Source organism: Pararhizobium sp. DWP3-4 (genome assembly GCF_049898205.1).
GTDB lineage: Bacteria > Pseudomonadota > Alphaproteobacteria > Rhizobiales > Rhizobiaceae > Pararhizobium.
Genome location: NZ_JAFCXF010000003.1, coordinates 203,000 through 219,515 on the forward strand (window position 1 = coordinate 203,000; position 16,516 = coordinate 219,515).

Here is a 16,516-nt window from a genome sequence, read left to right on the forward strand (position 1 = left end):
GCCGGATCGCTCCGGCGGTTTTTTCATGAACTTTAAGCTTGTCTCAGACGCCGCTGAGGCCGTCGGAGCCGATATAGGCGATACGCAGCATGTTGGTGGCGCCCGGCGTTCCAAGCGGAACGCCGGCCGAGATGATCACCCGGTCGCCCGGCTTGCCGAAGCCTTCGGTGGCAACGATGCGGCAGGCGCGGTTGACCATGTCGTCCAGATCGGTCGCATCGGACGTGACGACGCAGTGCAGGCCCCAGACGACGGAGAGACGGCGGGCCGTTTGGATAACCGGTGACAAGGCCAGGATCGGAACCTGCGGACGCTCGCGCGCAGTGCGCAGGCCGGTCGTGCCGGACGAGGTGTAACAGACGATGGCCGACAGCTTGAGCGTTTCGGCAATCTGGTGGGCAGCCAGCGAAATCGCATCGGCGCCGGTGGCTTCCGGGGGAGTGCGCTGGGCATAGATGATGCCCGGATAATGCGGGTCGGTTTCAATCTTGCTGGCAATCGAGGCCATGGTCGCCACCGATTCCACCGGATAATCACCCGAAGCCGATTCGGCCGACAGCATGATGGCGTCAGCGCCTTCGAACACGGCCGTCGCAACGTCGGAGACCTCGGCGCGGGTCGGGACCGGAGCCGAAATCATCGATTCCAGCATCTGCGTGGCGACGACGACCGGCTTGCCGGCGCGGCGGGCAGCCCGGATCAACTGCTTCTGCAGACCGGGAACGGCCTCAAGCGGCATTTCCACGCCGAGGTCGCCACGGGCAACCATCAGCGCATCGGACAGCTCGATGATTTCGTCGATCCGCTCGATCGCCTGCGGCTTTTCGATCTTCGACATCAGGCCGACGCGGCCGCGCGAGATCTTGCGGACTTCGGACAGATCTTCCGGACGCTGAATGAACGACAGGGCGACCCAATCGACATCCTCGGTTTCGAGCACGGCGTCGAGGTCGGCACGGTCTTTTTCGGTCAACGCACCGACACTCAGCAGCGTATCGGGAAGGCTGACACCCTTGCGGTCGGAAATCTTGGTACCGGCGATAACGGTGCAGACAATGCTCTTGCCGTCCGACTTGTCGGCGCGCAGATGCAGCTTGCCGTCATCGATCAGCAGGCGGTGGCCGGCCTTGACCGATTCCAGAATTTCCGGGTGCGGAAGGTAGACACGGGTGGCGTCGCCCGGCTCGTCCTTGTTGTCGAGGGTGAAGGTCTGGCCGGGAACCAGATCGACCTTGCCGGCGGCAAACTTGCCGACGCGCAGTTTCGGCCCCTGAAGGTCGGCGAGAATGCCGATCGGCCGGCCACAGCGCGCCTCGACATTGCGGATGCGCTTGATCAGCGTGCGCATCATATCGTGGCTGGCATGGCTCATGTTGATCCGGAAAAGATCAGCCCCCGCCTCGTGCAGCTTCTGGATCATCTCTTCTTCGCCCGATGCCGGTCCGAGCGTTGCGAGGATTTTGACTTTTCTATTCCGCTTCATCAGTTATGGCTTTCTTGAGTCCCTGGGGTGTCGGACAACTGAACCATCCAGCTTCCCTGACGCCCCGTGTCGTATTCCTTGAACCCGATCCGCTGAAAACCGCGCGCGAAACAGTCCTGCACGCCGGTTACTTTGAACTCGTTTTCGGCAACGCACATATTGACGTCGCCCGTCCAGCGTCCGCCGCGGGCCGCATCTTCAGCATAGAGATAATAGTATCGTGATTGCAGTTCGCCCTCGATCAGGGTGGCGCAGGTTGTCGCGGGGACCTGCCACCAGCCTTCGGTGATCCAGCCTTCCTTGGCACGGTAGCCGATAGCGACGCCGACCAGATTCTGCGTCCCATTGCAGACGCGAAACTCGGCGCGGGCTTCACTTGCGATCAACGCCGGCGAAAACGCGGTAAGAACGAAGAGGAGAATGGTGCTTAAGGACCAGTTCCGCAGAGTCAGCCTGGAAAAAGGATATCTGGACACGGTTTCCAATGGGTCTCCGTTGGGATTAGTCGAGGGACTTTCTTGCGACGGTAGGGCTTGAATGTCAACGCGACTCTAATCGATTACATCTGGCTTTTTGTTGACGCAAACATCGCAAATCCGCGACTGCCTTGCGATATACACCACAGCATGCCATCAAATTTTGTCAAGGATGAAACAAGTTGATACTGTATGCCCCAAACATCACCATTCGAAATCATTGAAGGCGACCCGTCGGCTGGACTGGTCATTCTTGCCGATCACGCCACAAACCGCCTGCCCCCGGAATACGACCGGCTCGGCCTTCCAGAAAGCGCTTTCGCGCGCCATATCGCCTATGACATCGGCGTCGAACCACTCGTGCGCCGGTTGGCCGCGCGGTTGAACGTTCCTGCCGTTCTCAGCTGCTTTTCGCGGCTGTTGATCGACCCCAACCGGGGCGAGGACGATCCGACGCTGATCATGAAGATTTCCGACGGTGCCATTGTTCCCGGCAACCATCCGATTACCGCGGAGGAATGGGAAAACCGCCTCAACTGTTTCCATCGCCCGTATCACCGCGCGGTTTCGCAAACCATCGCCGATGTCAGCGCAGCAAGCGGCAAGGCGCCGCTGGTGATTTCCATCCACTCCTATACCCCAGCCTGGAAGGGTGTACCCCGCCCCTGGCATGCTGCCGTTCTCTGGGACAGCGATCCGCGTGCGGTGACGCCGTTGATCGAAGCGCTTGAAGTCTCCGGCGAAATCCTTGTCGGCGACAATGAGCCCTATGACGGCGCCCTGCGTGGCGACACGATGTTTCGCCACTGCATGGAAACCGGCCTTGCCCACGCGCTGATCGAAGTGCGCCAGGACCTGATCGGCGATGATAGCGGCGTTGCCGAATGGGATGCCCGGCTTGGCCCGATCCTTGAAAATTTGAATGCCCGCCCCGAATTGCACGAAATCAGGCGTTATCCGTCGCGCACCGGACCCTATACGTTCTGACAGCTGAAAGAGACCGACGATGAGCGACCTGACACCACAACAACAGCTTGAATTCGAAGCCGCCGCCTTTCGCCGCCTGGTGTCCCACCTGCGCGAACGCGGCGACGTGCAAAACATCGACTTGATGAACCTGGCCGGGTTTTGCCGCAATTGCCTGTCCAACTGGTACCGTGATGCCGCCAATGCCGCAGGCGTCGATATGGACAAGGAAACATCCCGCGAGATCGTCTATGGCATGCCTTACGAGGAGTGGCGGGCGCTCAACCAGAAGGAGGCCACTGGCGAGCAGAAGGCGGCCTTTGAGGCGAGCAAGCCCAAGGAATAACGATCGAGGCAGTCCTCCCGGGCCGAAAATCAGCGCGGTGTTGCGCAATGTCACTTGACCTCGACCGCACTTCGCGGCAGGTCACAGCCTCACAAATCCAGTCCCACCTCATTGATATCCCCAACAAGGAGAACACCATGTCGGATGCCCACGGCGTCGCACGCGACCAGCTTCGTTCGTTCATCGAGCGCATCGAGCGGCTGGAAGAAGAAAAGAAGACCATCGCCGACGACATCAAGGATGTGTACGGCGAAGCAAAGGGCACCGGCTTCGACACGAAGATCCTGAAAAAGGTCATCGCGATCCGCAAGCAGGACAAGGACGAGCGCATGGAACAGGAAGCCATCCTCGACACCTATCTCGCAGCCCTCGGCATGATCGAAGCCCCGGACGCCGCATAAAGCAATCTCACCCAATCGAAACGGGTGGCAGGCTTTGAACGTTAAAAAGGCCGGTGTCGACCGGCCTTTATCATTCTGGAACGATGGCAAAATAGAGCAAAGAGAACCGCCTCAGGCAGCCGCTTCGCTGCCCTTCTCGCGTCGCGGCAGTTTCCAGCCCGGACGGATGAAATGGCAGGTATAGCCGTTCGGAATGCGCTCCAGGTAATCCTGGTGCTCGGGCTCGGCTTCCCAGAAATCACTGACAGCGTCCACTTCCGTCACCACTTTTCCCGGCCATAGTCCGGAGGCATCGACATCGGCAATGGTTTCCAAGGCAACCCGCTTCTGCGCGTCGTCGGTATAGTAGATCGCCGAACGATAGCTGGCGCCCGTATCATTGCCCTGGCGGTTGGCCGTCGATGGATCGTGGATCTGGAAGAAGAACTCCAGCAGATCACGATAGCTGATCCGCGCGGGATCGAAGGTGATTTCGATGGCTTCGGCGTGGTTGCCATGGTTGCGATAGGTCGCATTCGCGACGTCGCCGCCGGTATAACCGACCCGTGTCGAGATGACGCCGTCATAACGGCGGATCAGATCCTGCATGCCCCAGAAGCAGCCACCGGCCAATACTGCGCGTTCGGTTGTCATCAGATATCCTCCACCTGAGAGAGATAGTCACCATAGCCTTCCGGCTCCATCTTGTCGCGGGGGACAAAGCGGAGAGAGGCCGAGTTGATGCAATAGCGCAATCCGCCGCGGTCGCGCGGACCGTCGGTAAAGACATGCCCGAGATGGCTGTCACCGTGTTTCGAGCGGACCTCGGTCCGGGCCATTCCATGCGATACATCGCGCAACTCGGCAACATGGGCAGGCTCGATCGGCTTGGTAAAGCTTGGCCAGCCGCAACCGGATTCATATTTGTCGGATGACGCAAACAAGGGTTCGCCGGAGACGATATCGACATAGATGCCCGGCGCCTTGTTATCGTTATATTGCCCGGTGCCCGGCCGCTCCGTGCCGTTCTCCTGCGTGACGCGATACTGTTCCGCAGACAGTTTCGCAATCGCTTCCGGGGTCTTGCTGTACTTCGGCATTCGCACACTCCTTGTCCGTTTAAACGGGAACTCCTTCACGGCCTTCCATTTCCATGCGCCGCTGGCTGCAAACCAAACACATTCACAGCAGGATGGGAAACGTTCTCCGACGAAGGGAATGACGGTGATATAGGAAGGCAAAAGCGCTTTCGCCACGCCGTTCAACGCCAAAAGAGGCGCTCGAACGCCGTAAACGCACACTTTCATGTGATATCGTTGCGCGCCGCTACGGACAACAAAAAGCCCGCCGTCACCGGCGGGCCTTGTCGAGGTTCAATCTCAACAATCAGTTGGTGCTGAATTTCTTCACTTCGAGGAAGTTGACCGCGGTTCCACTGAACCGGGCGGTGTCGGCCGCCACGGCTTCATTGGAGAAGCCAGCCGAGTAGACCGTCGTCGGCGAAGCGCGCAGGGCCTTGCTGACAAAGCGCGGCGCTTTCACTGGCTTCGACAGAGTGGCCATGCGGCCGTTTGTCAACGCCCAGGAAGAGATGATCTGCTGGGTCAGCTTCGGCTCCGTGCGCACCGACGAGCGGGTCGCGGCATCGGCCTCCTGTTTCTTCGGACGCTTGCCCTTGGCAGGCGCTTCGGAATTGCCATCGAACGCATCGTCGAACACTGCATCGCGCGCGCTAGCAGCCGATTGCGGGACGAATGCAGCCATTTCGACCGGCTGTTCCTTCTGTGTCGGCTCCGCCAATGCGACGCGGGTCTGTGCCTCGGCTGCGGCTTCCACCGGCTTCTGCGCCAAGGCAACGGCCTGCGGCTGTACCCGTTCGGCGAACGACGGGACCGCGACATTGGCGTCTGCCACGGCCATCAGCGCTTCCTCGCCTGCCGGCCGCGCCCCGGGAACCGGGACAAATCCGAGCGCTGCCACGTCTTCAGGCAACACGGCCGCATTCGGGTCGGTCGAGGCCATCAGCATGTCGCTGCCGGCATCGCCATTGGCGCCACGCTTGCCGAGCATCTGAGGCACCGGAATCTTGTAGGCGGTCAGATCGGCATATTGACCTTCGGTGGTTGCAGCGGGTGCAGGCAGAGCGGCAGCCCAGGCTTCCTGTGTGGTTTCCTTGGTCGGCGCGACCAGGGCCGTCTGAATGCCGGCGTCGGCATCCTTGAAGGCCGGCCTTACGCCGGGAACGGGAGCAGCAACATCCTTCTGTTGCGCGGCTGGCTGCTGGACGGAATTCTCTACGCCCGGAAGGGCCTGTTCTGCAGCAGCGACTTGCGTGACTTTCGCCTTGGCGGCCGGCTGCTCGTCAGAGCCTTCAAGATCGGCACTGGCAATTGCGTTGGGTTCTTCATCCTCATCGCCGCCGCCGCCGCCGAAGAGCATGGCGAATAAGTTGCCCTTACGTTTGGTCGTTTCCTTGTCACCCGCCCCCTTGGTACCGCCACCGGCCACTTCGATGCCGCTGGCACCGACGCGCCGCTTGTAATCCGAGACGGCCAGCTCATAGCCCGGCAACGGCTTGCCGTCGGCCGGAACATGCAGGGTCTTGCCGTCCGGGAACAGCCGGACAAGTTCGTTGCGGGTCATGCGCGGCCAGGCGCGTACGCCGCCGACATCCATATGCACGAAAGGCGATCCGGAGGTCGGATAAAAGCCGACGCCGCCGACCTGGAACTTCATGCCGATTTCGCGCAGGGTCTTCAACTTGACGTCAGGCAGATAGAAATCCATCGCCTTGCCCAGCATGTGCTGGCTTTTCTTGGCGACACCCTTCGAGCGCGACCGCAGCATGCCGTTGGTGGCTGGCGAACGGTAGGCCGAAACCACGTGAATATAATCGCGCGAACCGCTCTTCTGGTAGACTTCCCAGACGAGGTCGAGAAGGCGGGGATCCATCTTCGTCGGTTCGTTGCGGCGCCAGTCGCGCAGGAAGCGGTTGATCTCCTGCAGGCCCTTGGCATCGTAACGGCCGTTGCGCTTGAAGGTGATCGACGCCTTTTCCTGGGTGTGAATGAAATAGAGCTTGAGCGTGCGCGTCTGGCCTGCTGCCTCGACAGGCGGCGCAAAGCCGGGCGTAACCATGGACGCGGCGATCAGAAGCGATGCGAGAACACGCGGCAGCTTGCCGGCAACCGCGGCGCAAAAGCGGGTGATCCCGGAGCCGCTAGGCTTCTTGAATCCGAACAAATTTTGCAAACTCAATCCCCGTCCGACGGACAACGCGTCCCGTGGCTGCTCAGATGACTGTCAATTGCGGTGACAGCATGGCAAATATGCCACAGTCATCGGTTATCCTTATAATATAGTGAATGGTTCACTAACAAGGTCTAAACGACAACAGCCAAATACGACGGATCGTTACGGATCGTTATCCCTGGTTTTAGGCGGCCTCGCTGAACGGATCGTCCGGATTGATGCCGTAATCCTTGAGTTTGCGATACAAAGTCGAGCGGCCAATGCCGAGCTTGCGGGCCACCTGGCTCATCTGGCCCCTGTAGAATTTCAGCGCAAACCGAATCAGTTCCTCTTCCACGTCGGCCAATTTCCGCACATTTCCACCGTCATCGACGCTTGCAATCGCGTTGTCGGAATGCTGATCGGGCGCTGCATTGCGCAGATCCGCCTTTTCGGCGGCGCTGAAATGCGGGTAGACGGGCGGCAGATAATTGGCGTCGGCAACTGTTCCCTTTGCCGGCCCGGTTTCTTCCCAGGTAAAGCCAGACTTCTCGGCGACGACATAGCCGGGAATCTGGGTTGCAATCTGCGGAAAATCCTTCACCGTCAATTCGGCACCCTCGGCCAGAACAACGGCCCGGAAGATGGCGTTTTCCAGCTGGCGGATATTGCCCGGCCAGTCATAGGCCGTCAGCAGCGCCATTGCCCCGCTCGACACCGAAAGCGGCGACGCCAGCCGCTGTTCCAGCGCGAACCGCTCAACGAAGGTCCGAACCAGAACCGGAATATCTTCCTTACGCCTGCGCAGTGCCGGCATGGCGATTGGAAACACGTTCAGCCGGTAATAGAGGTCTTCACGGAAGCGGCCTTCGCGCACCTCGTTGATCAGGTCCTTGTTGGTGGCCGAAATCAGCCGGACATTGACCTTCTGCGGATGGCGGGCACCGATCGTTTCGATCTCGCCCTGCTGCACAGCGCGCAACAGCTTTACCTGGACCTCAAGCGGCAGGTCGCCGATCTCGTCGAGGAACAGCGTGCCGCCGTCAGCATCGGCAAATTTGCCGGCGTGTTTTTCGGTGGCGCCGGTGAAGGAACCTTTTTCGTGGCCGAAGAGAATGCTCTCGACCAGATTGTGCGGGATGGCGCCGCAATTGACGGTAATGAACGGCTTGCTGGCACGCTCGCTGGCATGCTGGATGGCACGCGCGACCATTTCCTTGCCGACGCCGGATTCCCCTTCGAGCACGATCGGAATGTTGGACTGCGCGGCACGGCGCGCCAGATCCAGCACGCGGATCATCGCCGGGCTGGCCGAGACGATATCGTCGAACCCGACAGTACCGCTGCGCGACCGCTTTGGTGCGCGGCTGCTCTTGCTGTCGCGATGATCCATCTTGAGGGCGTTGGTGATGGCAACGGAAAGGCGCTCGGGCGACACCGGCTTGACGACGAAATCGAAGGCACCGGCCTGCATGGCCAGAACCACCGTCTCGATACCGCCCTGCCCCGTCTGCACGATGACGGGCGTTTCGATGCCGCGCTCGGCGATCGCTTCGAGAAAGCCGTGACCGTTCATTTCCGGCATCATCAGGTCTAGAAGAATGACGCTGATCAGCCCGCGCTTGCGCTCCAGCAGTTCCAGACCGCTGCGTCCGTTGTCGGCGAGATGGGCAATATGACCGAGCCGCTCGATCATGTTCGTCAGCAGCCGGCGCTGGACCGGATCGTCATCGATGACGAGAATTTGGGATGTCATGAAGGCCTCCTGCTTTCCGCGTAGAACCCGATCGCCACATCATGTGCCGTATCGTGAGAAGCATTCCTGTCAGAAAGGCCTGAAAATCCTCTTTTGAGAAATGCTTGCATTTTATCCATTGCCGACGTTAGGTCATGGCCCCATATCCGACCTCTGCTTCGCCGCCCGAATCCGGGCTTACTTCGACACAAAGAGTGACCGCCAATGCACCATCTTTCTGCCTTCCAGACATCGTCGCGCATCGTCCTGGCCGCATCGGCGGGCAGCGCGCATTCGGCGGAATTGGGCGAGCTGCCGTCCTGGAAGCTGGAAGATCTCTACCCCTCGGCAAACTCGCCCGAATATCTCGGCGACTTGGAAAAGGCTGACACGCTGTCCAAGGCCTTCGAGGCCAAATGGAAGGGCAAGCTGGCCAATGCGGCGACGCTTGCCGGTGACCAGGGCATCGGCGCTGCCGTGCGCGAATACGAAGTGCTCGAAGATTTGATGGGCAAGATCGGCTCCTTCGCCGGCCTGACCTATTTCTCCGATACGTCCAATCCGGCCAACGGCAAGCTCTATGGCGATGCCCAGGCCAAGCTCACCAACATGGCGAGCCACCTCCTGTTCTTCGCGCTGGAACTGAACCGGATCGACGACGCCGTCATCGATGCGGCACTGGAAAACGACACGCTGGCAGCCCACTACAAGCCTTGGCTCGTCGATCTGCGCATGGACAAGCCCTACCAGCTCGACGACAAAATCGAGCAGCTGTTCCTTGAAAAGTCGATGACGGGCGCCAGCGCCTTCAACCGGTTGTTCGACGAAACCATGGCGGCGCTGACCTTCGAGGTCGATGGCGAGACACTGCCGCTCGAAGTGACACTCAGCATGCTGCAGGAGGCCGATCCGGCCATCCGCAAGAAAGCGGCGCAGGCGCTGACGAAAACCTTCAAGGACAATATCCGCACCTTTACGCTGATCACCAACACCCTCGCCAAGGACAAGGAAATCTCCGACCGCTGGCGCGGCTTTACCGACATCGCCGACAGCCGCCATCTGGCCAACCGTGTCGAACGAGACGTGGTCGATGCGCTGGCCGCTGCCGTGAAGGACGCCTATCCGCGCCTGTCGCACCGCTATTATGCGATGAAGGCAAAATGGCTCGGCATGGAACAGATGGAATTCTGGGATCGCAACGCGCCGCTGCCGGAATCGCCGACGACGCTGATCTCCTGGAGCGAAGCCAAGGAAACCGTGCTGTCGGCCTATGCCGGCTTCGAGCCTGAAATGGCCGATATCGCCCGCCGCTTCTTCGATGGCGGCTGGATCGATGCGCCGGTTCGTCCCGGCAAGGCGCCGGGCGCTTTTGCGCACCCGACCGTGCCTTCGGCCCACCCTTACGTGCTGGTCAACTATATGGGCAAGCCGCGCGACGTGATGACGCTCGCTCACGAGCTTGGCCATGGCGTGCATCAGGTCCTGGCCGGTGGCCAGGGCGCGCTGATGGCCTCGACGCCGCTGACGCTGGCCGAAACCGCCTCCGTCTTCGGCGAAATGCTGACGTTCCGCGCCCTTCTGGACAAGACGAAGGACAAGCGCGAACGCAAGGCCATGCTCGCCCAGAAGGTCGAGGACATGATCAACACCGTCGTGCGCCAGATCGCCTTCTACGAATTCGAGCGCAAGGTCCACACCGCCCGCAAGAACGGTGAACTGACCGCCGACGATATCGGCCAGCTCTGGCTGTCGGTGCAGGAAGAGAGCCTTGGCCCCGCCATCCGGATTTCAGAGGGCTACGAGACCTATTGGGCCTACATCCCCCACTTCATCCATTCGCCGTTCTACGTCTACGCCTATGCCTTCGGCGATTGCCTGGTGAATTCGCTCTATGCCGTCTACCAGAAGGCCGAAACCGGCTTCCAGCAGAAGTATTTCGAGCTCCTGAAGGCCGGCGGCACCAAGCATCACTCCGAACTGCTCGCGCCTTTCGGGCTGGACGCCACCGATCCGTCGTTCTGGGCACAGGGCCTGTCGATGCTGGAAGGGCTGATCGACGAGTTGGAAGTGCTTGATAGACAGGCGTAAGTCTTGAGCAGGAACGGACGATGACAGCGTGCTTTGCGGATACCGGCGTGGATCCTCGGGTCAGGTCCGAGGATAACGAGCTGCGGGCGCGGCTGGCTGCAAAACCGCTTCTACTCTGCGGTCGGCAAACCCATTTCCGGCGGCAACTCCATTCTCCGTCATCCTCCGGCTCGACCCGAGGATCCATGCGGACACAAGCGTGAGCAGCATGACCGGCACCGGCCCCTATGTCCTTTTCAGGGACGACAGCGAAGACAGGACGACTGTGTTTGCCGAGCCGCTGCGCGTGATCACCGCCCATACGAAGGCGGAATTCTGGCAAGGCCTGAAGGACATCGAAGCCGCCCACAAGGCCGGAAAATGGCTGGCCGGATTCATGAGCTACGAGGCGGGCCACCTGTTCGAGCAGAAACTCGCCCCTTTTGCAGAGGAAAACCGCCGCACGCCGCTGATGGCGTTCGGCGTGTTCGATGGTCCCGCTGAACGGCATGCACTGGCAGAGCCGCAGCGCCGCATCGAAAACGCACCGTTCATCACCGAGCCCCGCGCCAGCTGGAATTTCGACACCTACAAACAACGCTTCGACCGGCTGCATCAGCACCTGCGGCAGGGCGATTGTTACCAGGCCAACCTGACCATGCAGATCAACGCCCGCTGGAAAGGCGATCCGCTGGCCGCTTTCTGGTCGCTGATCGAGCGGCAGCCGGTGAAATACGGCGCGCTGGTTTCGCTCGGTGGCCCTATTCTTTTGTCGCGCTCGCCCGAACTGTTCTTCCGGGTCGACAAGGACGGCTGGATCGAGACGCATCCGATGAAGGGCACGGCACGGCGCGGCGCAACGCCTGCGGAAGATCAGGACCTGATCCGCGAAATGCGCGAGGACCCAAAATCCCAGGCCGAAAACCGCATGATCGTCGATCTCTTGCGCAACGACATTTCCCGCATAACCGAGGTTGGTACGCTCGATGTGCCGAAATTGTTCGACATCGAGACCTATCCGACCGTCCACCAGATGGTCAGCCATGTGCGCGCAAAGCTGCTGCCCGATATCGGTATCACCCAGATTTTCGAAGCGCTGTTTCCCTGCGGCTCGGTGACCGGAGCGCCAAAAATGCGGGCGATGGAAATCCTGCACGATCTTGAAGACGGTCCACGCGATGCCTATTGCGGCTCGATCGGCTTCATCGCCCCGGATGGGACGATGCGCTTCAACGTCGCCATCCGCACGCTGTCGCTGTTTCCGGACGGCGAGGCCATCTTCAATGTCGGCGGCGGCATCGTTTTTGATTCGACTGCCGAAGCCGAATATGAGGAATGCCTGCTCAAAGCCCGCTTCGCCGTCGGCGACGCCTGGATCGATCGATGAGCGATTTCTCGCTGATCGAAACCATGCGATGGGAGCCGGAAACCGGCATCGTCCGCCTGCGGCTGCATCTCGCCCGGCTGAAGCGCTCGGCAGGGCGGCTGGGGTTTTTAGGAGCGGACAAGGCGGCGGAAAAGCTGGCCGAAGTGCTTGGGGAAATTTTACCCCCCTCTGCCCTGTCGGGCATCTCCCCCTCAAGGGGGGAGATTACAGAAAGCCAATCCCGTCTGAGAGGTGACTCCGATTTGATCTCCCCCCTTGAGGGGGAGATGTCGGCCATGCCGACAGAGGGGGGTAACCCCATAAAGATAGCAGCCGGTATCCCTGCCCTTCGCGTCCGCCTGACCCTCAGCCCCACCGGCGGGATCGCCATCACCACCGCGCCGTTCTCCCCGCTACCGGCGGATACCGTCTGGCGCGTCGCAATCGCTTCCGCCCGGCTTGATTCCACTAACAAGCTGCTGCGCCACAAGACCACCCGCCGCGACATCTACGAGACAGCCCGCGCCGAATATCCGGCGGCGGACGCCGACGAGGTCCTGCTCCTCAACGAGAAGGACGAGCCCTGCGAGGGCACGATCACCTCGATCTTTCTCGATGACGGCTCCGACGCCCTGAAAACACCGCCGATTTCCTGCGGCCTGCTGGCCGGCGTGTTGCGCACCGAACTGATCTGCGCACGCCGCGCCCGCATCCAGCACCTGTCACTGGCCGACCTGCAAACCGGCACGCTCTATATGGGCAATTCGCTGCGCGGGCTGATCCGCGCGACACTCTTAACGGGGACCTGACCATGTTCATCCTGTCGCTGACCTACACGGCCGAATTGTCCGAGGTGGACCGCCATATCGCGCCGCATATGGATTGGGTGAAGGATGGCTATGACAGAGGCGTCTTTCTCGCATCGGGACGGAAGAACCCGCGCACCGGTGGAGTGATTTTCGCACGCGGCACAAGGGCTGAAATCGAGGCGCTTGTCGCGGCAGACCCGTTCACCATCCACGCTGTTGCCGATTACGACATCACCGAGGTCGCGGTGACCCGCACCGCCCCCGGCCTTGAAGCACTGGCGCAGTAGGTCAGCGGGCTCCGACCGCCATCCGGTCGCGGCCGGAATGCTTGGCATCGTAAAGGGCGGCGTCGGCGCGGGAATAGATTTCCTTTGCCGTCTCGCCCGGCTGCAAGGCCGCGATACCGGCTGAGCAGGTATAGGAAAACAGCGGCGCCGAGAGCAGCGGGCGGGCCGTTCGCACCGTTTCCAGCACCCGGGCGACGATCCATTCGCCTTCGGCCAGCGTCGTCTCCGGAAAGATCAGCATGAATTCCTCGCCGCCGATGCGGCCGAAACAATCGTGCCGCCGAACGATCGGGTGGACCCGGCGGGCGAAATCCAACAGAATCTCGTCGCCGGTCTGGTGGCCATAGAGATCGTTGATGCCCTTGAAGAAATCGATATCGAGAATGGAAATACAGCCGTTGACAGGCCCTCCCGCCGGCTGGCTGCGGATCATCGCCTCGAGCTGGGCCATCATGTAGCGGCGGTTGGAGATACCGGTCAGCTCGTCGGTCTGCGATGCCTTCAGCGCGAAGTCGCGATCCTGCCGCAGGGTGCGTTCGTCGGCGCGCAGATGGGTGATATCATTGGCGATGCACAGCATCCAGCCGCTGCGATTGACGGTCTCGGTCATCCAGAGCCAGCGGCCATCGACCAGATCGGTCTCGAAGGCCCTGAACGGCACCTTGCCGCGCCGCGACTGTGCGGAGACGACCCATGCCTCGAAATCCGGCACGCTGATGACGGTGCCATGGCCAAGCGCATGATTGCGCCGCATCAAATCCGGCCAGAGCGGCGTCTCCGTATCATTGAGCGCGAAGGCTGCGCGAAAAGCCCGGTTGGCATAACGCAGGCGATCCTTTTGATCGTACAGCGCGATAAAGGCTTCGGTATCATCCCGCAGTGACGCCAGTCTCGCCTGTAGGTCATCCATCGCACAGATTCCGTATCACCGCATTCATGGTAGCAGCCATATCGTTTACCATGCCAGAATAATGCGGATTGTGAGGCTTCCCCCCGGTAAGCAATTCTTATGCTTGATGAAATCTTTCCATATGCTTCGGAGTGAGACAAAGGTTGCTACCGAAACCGATATCAACATGACGTTTTGTAGCCACGCGACAAGGGATGACACCCAAGCCAAAAACGCGAAAAGCCCCACCGATTCGCAATCGGCAGGGCTTTGATGGGAAAGGACAAGCCTACTCGGCGGCGGCAGCCGGTTTCAGCACGCCGCGGCGGATCTGGTCGGCCTCGATCGATTCGAACAGGGCGCGGAAATTCCCCTCGCCGAACCCTTCATCGCCCTTGCGCTGGATGAACTCGAAGAAGATCGGCCCGATCACGGTTTTCGAGAATATCTGCAGCAGGATGCGGGTCATGCCGCCATCGACCACGCCCTCGCCGTCGATCAGGATACCGTGCTGCTTCATCCGTTCGATCGGTTCGTCATGGCCGTTCACGCGGGCATGCGAGAGATCGTAGTAGGTTTCGGGCGGCCCCGGCATGAACTTCAGGTCATTGGCGGCCAGCTTGTCGGTCGCCTCGTAGATGCCATCCGTGCCAACGGCGATATGCTGGATGCCCTCGCCCTTGTACTTGCGCAGATATTCCTCGATCTGGCTGGTATCGTCCTTGGACTCGTTCAGCGGAATGCGAATCTTGCCGCAGGCCGAGGTGATCGCCCGGCTCGTCAACCCGGTGATGCGGCCATCGATGTTGAAGAAATGGATCTGCTTGAAGCCGAACAATTCGCGGTAGAAATCCCACCACGTGTCCATGTTGCCGCGATAGACATTATGGGTGAGGTGATCGAGATAATAGAAGCCGACGCCCTGAGGCTTCGGATCGCGCGCGCCCACCCACTCGAATTCGGCCGCGTAGGGCGAACCTTTCTGGCCGTAAGTATCGATGAAATAGAGCAGCGATCCACCGATGCCGACAATGGCGGGAACGTTGAGCGCCTTGTCCGTGCCTTCATAGGGTGTCGCACCCTTGGAAACCGCGTGATCGAATGCGTGTTTCGCGTTGGAGACGCGCCAGGCCATCGACGGCGCGCAGGGACCGTGATCCTCGACGAAACGCATCGCGTGGCTGCCGGGCTCGGCATTCAGAATGTAATTGATATCGCCCTGGCGCCAGACGCTGATGTCCTTGGTGCGATGCGTGGCAACGCAGGAATAGCCCATGCGGGCGAAGAGTTCGCGCAGCTTTTCCGGCTCGGGATGGGCAAATTCGACGAATTCGAAACCATCGGTACCGGCGGGATTGTCGTTGGTGATGCCGGTCGGTGCCGTATCATGCGGGAAGGGGCCCATCGTTCTCTCCTCTGAACGTCCTAATTTAAGGCCATAATGACGGAAACGTCGTGCATTGTGCTTGCATTCTTGCACGTTTTGGCAAAATCTACGCACGGATCATGCGAAATTTGGAGGATTGACGCACAGATGGAACAGCTTGACGGATACGACCTGAAGATCCTCTCCGAACTGCAATGCGATGGCCGCCTGACCAATAACGAACTCTCGGAACGGATCGCTTTATCGCCCTCGCAATGCTCGCGGCGGCGGGCGCGGCTGGAGACGGAAGGGTTCATCCAGACCTACCGGGCGATGCTCGACCGCGGCCGGTTGGGGCTTGATCTGCTGATCGTTATTGCCGTGACGCTGGCAACCCACAACCGTGACAATGCCAAGCGTTTTGCAGCACTGATCGCCGACCTGCCGGAGGTGCTCGAATGTTATGCGCTGACCGGCGAGATGGACTATCACCTGAAGGTCGTGACGCCGGACCTGGCCGGTCTTGCCCATTTCGTCAACGATGTGCTCCTGCCGCATGACAGCGTGCAGCATGTCAAGACATCGATTGTGCTGGCGACGCTGAAGGATTTTGAAGGACTGCCGGTACGCCAACGCGGCAAAACGTAAATTTTAGCCGCCTCGTTTGGCCATGGCCGTTTCGACGGCGGTCAATCCCGATGACAGGGCCTGCAACCCCTCGCGGCCCACCAGTTCGGACAATTCCGCCGAATAGTCTCGCGCCAGCCGCGTCAGGTCCCGGTACGCCTTTGCCCCGGCTGCGGTCAGCTCAAGATGTTCGGCCCGGCGGTCGTCCTCGTCCTGCGTCCGCTTCAGCCAGCGGCGCTCCTCCAGCGCAAACACGGCGCGGCTGACCTTGGTCTTGTGCATGGTCGAATGGATGCCGACCTCCGTTGCCGTCATCCGGCCCGAGCTGCCCAAGGCCGCCAGCGTCCGCCATTCCGGCCGTGTCAGCCCATATTCCGCCTTGTAGGCCGCAGCAAAGCGCAGGGCGATGAATTCCGCCGCGCGATTGAGACGGAACGGCAGGAACTGCTCAAGATCGAAATCGCCGATGATTTTCCGGGAGTTCATGG

Annotated in this window: 17 protein-coding genes; 8 read left to right on the forward strand and 9 right to left on the reverse strand. The window is 60.6% G+C overall.

All coding sequences use genetic code 11. From position 1 onward, the window contains the following. Window positions 1–43: 43 nt before the first annotated feature. Together pyk and ACP7E6_RS10400 are read right to left on the reverse strand one after the other, a co-directional pair. The gene (pyk, locus tag ACP7E6_RS10395; protein ID WP_426229702.1) at window positions 44–1,483 is read right to left on the reverse strand and encodes a pyruvate kinase; all 1,440 of its coding nucleotides are present in this window, start codon (window positions 1,481–1,483) and stop codon (window positions 44–46) included. Next, complete coding sequence (locus tag ACP7E6_RS10400) at window positions 1,483–1,935, reverse strand: DUF1036 domain-containing protein (protein WP_426229937.1); 453 nt, start codon at window positions 1,933–1,935, stop codon at window positions 1,483–1,485. Before ACP7E6_RS10400 ends, pyk begins: the two co-directional genes overlap by 1 nt. A gap of 216 nt (window positions 1,936–2,151) precedes the next feature. Between ACP7E6_RS10400 and ACP7E6_RS10405 the strand changes: the two genes are divergently transcribed. From ACP7E6_RS10405 to ACP7E6_RS10415, 3 genes are all read left to right on the forward strand, one after another. Beyond that, window positions 2,152–2,946, forward strand: a complete 795-nt coding sequence (locus ACP7E6_RS10405; protein WP_426229703.1) for an N-formylglutamate amidohydrolase — start codon at window positions 2,152–2,154, stop codon at window positions 2,944–2,946. Window positions 2,947–2,965: 19 nt separating this feature from the next. After that, window positions 2,966–3,271, forward strand: a complete 306-nt coding sequence (locus tag ACP7E6_RS10410; protein WP_426229704.1) for a DUF1244 domain-containing protein — start codon at window positions 2,966–2,968, stop codon at window positions 3,269–3,271. A 137-nt stretch (window positions 3,272–3,408) separates the two neighbouring features. Then, on the forward strand, window positions 3,409–3,672 hold the full coding sequence (locus ACP7E6_RS10415) for a DUF2312 domain-containing protein (protein ID WP_113317095.1): 264 nt from the start codon (window positions 3,409–3,411) through the stop codon (window positions 3,670–3,672). A 111-nt stretch (window positions 3,673–3,783) separates the two neighbouring features. On the opposite strand, the gene msrA is transcribed toward ACP7E6_RS10415, so the two are convergent. From msrA to ACP7E6_RS10435, 4 genes are all read right to left on the reverse strand, one after another. Continuing rightward, on the reverse strand, window positions 3,784–4,305 hold the full coding sequence (gene msrA / locus ACP7E6_RS10420; protein WP_426229705.1) for a peptide-methionine (S)-S-oxide reductase MsrA: 522 nt from the start codon (window positions 4,303–4,305) through the stop codon (window positions 3,784–3,786). After that, window positions 4,305–4,751, reverse strand: a complete 447-nt coding sequence (gene msrB / locus ACP7E6_RS10425) for a peptide-methionine (R)-S-oxide reductase MsrB (protein ID WP_426229706.1) — start codon at window positions 4,749–4,751, stop codon at window positions 4,305–4,307. The genes msrA and msrB overlap by 1 nt, the downstream gene beginning before the upstream one ends. Before the next feature lie 286 nt (window positions 4,752–5,037). After that, window positions 5,038–6,903, reverse strand: a complete 1,866-nt coding sequence (locus ACP7E6_RS10430; protein WP_426229707.1) for a DUF882 domain-containing protein — start codon at window positions 6,901–6,903, stop codon at window positions 5,038–5,040. Between the two features lie 184 nt (window positions 6,904–7,087). After that, the gene (locus tag ACP7E6_RS10435; RefSeq protein ID WP_426229708.1) at window positions 7,088–8,638 is read right to left on the reverse strand and encodes a sigma-54-dependent transcriptional regulator; all 1,551 of its coding nucleotides are present in this window, start codon (window positions 8,636–8,638) and stop codon (window positions 7,088–7,090) included. 204 nt (window positions 8,639–8,842) lie between these two features. Here ACP7E6_RS10435 and ACP7E6_RS10440 point away from each other — a divergent pair, with 204 nt between their 5' ends. From ACP7E6_RS10440 to ACP7E6_RS10455, 4 genes are all read left to right on the forward strand, one after another. Next, on the forward strand, window positions 8,843–10,705 hold the full coding sequence (locus ACP7E6_RS10440) for a M3 family oligoendopeptidase (RefSeq protein WP_426229709.1): 1,863 nt from the start codon (window positions 8,843–8,845) through the stop codon (window positions 10,703–10,705). Between the two features lie 208 nt (window positions 10,706–10,913). Beyond that, a complete protein-coding gene (locus ACP7E6_RS10445) occupies window positions 10,914–12,071 on the forward strand; it encodes an aminodeoxychorismate synthase component I (RefSeq protein ID WP_426229938.1) in 1,158 nt (385 codons plus the stop codon). Continuing rightward, window positions 12,068–12,859, forward strand: a complete 792-nt coding sequence (locus tag ACP7E6_RS10450; RefSeq protein WP_426229710.1) for an aminotransferase class IV family protein — start codon at window positions 12,068–12,070, stop codon at window positions 12,857–12,859. The genes ACP7E6_RS10445 and ACP7E6_RS10450 overlap by 4 nt, the downstream gene beginning before the upstream one ends. 2 nt (window positions 12,860–12,861) lie before the next feature. After that, a complete protein-coding gene (locus ACP7E6_RS10455) occupies window positions 12,862–13,146 on the forward strand; it encodes a YciI family protein (protein ID WP_426229711.1) in 285 nt (94 codons plus the stop codon). A gap of 1 nt (window position 13,147) precedes the next feature. On the opposite strand, the gene ACP7E6_RS10460 is transcribed toward ACP7E6_RS10455, so the two are convergent. Together ACP7E6_RS10460 and hppD are read right to left on the reverse strand one after the other, a co-directional pair. Further along, window positions 13,148–14,056, reverse strand: coding sequence for a GGDEF domain-containing protein (locus tag ACP7E6_RS10460; protein ID WP_426229712.1), 909 nt, complete (start codon window positions 14,054–14,056; stop codon window positions 13,148–13,150). A 268-nt stretch (window positions 14,057–14,324) separates the two neighbouring features. Further along, window positions 14,325–15,440, reverse strand: a complete 1,116-nt coding sequence (gene hppD, locus ACP7E6_RS10465) for a 4-hydroxyphenylpyruvate dioxygenase (RefSeq protein WP_426229713.1) — start codon at window positions 15,438–15,440, stop codon at window positions 14,325–14,327. A 129-nt stretch (window positions 15,441–15,569) separates the two neighbouring features. Here hppD and ACP7E6_RS10470 point away from each other — a divergent pair, with 129 nt between their 5' ends. Beyond that, window positions 15,570–16,049, forward strand: coding sequence for an Lrp/AsnC family transcriptional regulator (locus ACP7E6_RS10470; RefSeq protein ID WP_426229714.1), 480 nt, complete (start codon window positions 15,570–15,572; stop codon window positions 16,047–16,049). Between the two features lie 3 nt (window positions 16,050–16,052). Here ACP7E6_RS10470 and ACP7E6_RS10475 read toward each other — a convergent pair whose 3' ends face one another. Continuing rightward, window positions 16,053–16,514 (reverse strand): MarR family winged helix-turn-helix transcriptional regulator, encoded by a 462-nt coding sequence (locus tag ACP7E6_RS10475; RefSeq protein ID WP_426229715.1) that lies wholly within the window; start codon window positions 16,512–16,514, stop codon window positions 16,053–16,055. Between the last annotated feature and the right edge of the window lie 2 nt (window positions 16,515–16,516).

What these genes read in the sequence shown, in the direction of transcription:
- pyk (WP_426229702.1), bottom strand. Translation starts at nt 1,483, where the DNA reads ATGAAGCGGAATAGAAAAGTCAAAATCCTCGCAACGCTCGGACCGGCA.
- ACP7E6_RS10405 (WP_426229703.1), top strand. Translation starts at nt 2,152, where the DNA reads ATGCCCCAAACATCACCATTCGAAATCATTGAAGGCGACCCGTCGGCT.
- ACP7E6_RS10410 (WP_426229704.1), top strand. Translation starts at nt 2,966, where the DNA reads ATGAGCGACCTGACACCACAACAACAGCTTGAATTCGAAGCCGCCGCC.
- ACP7E6_RS10415 (WP_113317095.1), top strand. Translation starts at nt 3,409, where the DNA reads ATGTCGGATGCCCACGGCGTCGCACGCGACCAGCTTCGTTCGTTCATC.
- msrA (WP_426229705.1), bottom strand. Translation starts at nt 4,305, where the DNA reads ATGACAACCGAACGCGCAGTATTGGCCGGTGGCTGCTTCTGGGGCATG.
- msrB (WP_426229706.1), bottom strand. Translation starts at nt 4,751, where the DNA reads ATGCCGAAGTACAGCAAGACCCCGGAAGCGATTGCGAAACTGTCTGCG.
- ACP7E6_RS10435 (WP_426229708.1), bottom strand. Translation starts at nt 8,638, where the DNA reads ATGACATCCCAAATTCTCGTCATCGATGACGATCCGGTCCAGCGCCGG.
- ACP7E6_RS10440 (WP_426229709.1), top strand. Translation starts at nt 8,843, where the DNA reads ATGCACCATCTTTCTGCCTTCCAGACATCGTCGCGCATCGTCCTGGCC.
- ACP7E6_RS10445 (WP_426229938.1), top strand. Translation starts at nt 10,914, where the DNA reads ATGACCGGCACCGGCCCCTATGTCCTTTTCAGGGACGACAGCGAAGAC.
- ACP7E6_RS10450 (WP_426229710.1), top strand. Translation starts at nt 12,068, where the DNA reads ATGAGCGATTTCTCGCTGATCGAAACCATGCGATGGGAGCCGGAAACC.
- ACP7E6_RS10455 (WP_426229711.1), top strand. Translation starts at nt 12,862, where the DNA reads ATGTTCATCCTGTCGCTGACCTACACGGCCGAATTGTCCGAGGTGGAC.
- ACP7E6_RS10460 (WP_426229712.1), bottom strand. Translation starts at nt 14,056, where the DNA reads ATGGATGACCTACAGGCGAGACTGGCGTCACTGCGGGATGATACCGAA.
- hppD (WP_426229713.1), bottom strand. Translation starts at nt 15,440, where the DNA reads ATGGGCCCCTTCCCGCATGATACGGCACCGACCGGCATCACCAACGAC.
- ACP7E6_RS10470 (WP_426229714.1), top strand. Translation starts at nt 15,570, where the DNA reads ATGGAACAGCTTGACGGATACGACCTGAAGATCCTCTCCGAACTGCAA.
- ACP7E6_RS10475 (WP_426229715.1), bottom strand. Translation starts at nt 16,514, where the DNA reads ATGAACTCCCGGAAAATCATCGGCGATTTCGATCTTGAGCAGTTCCTG.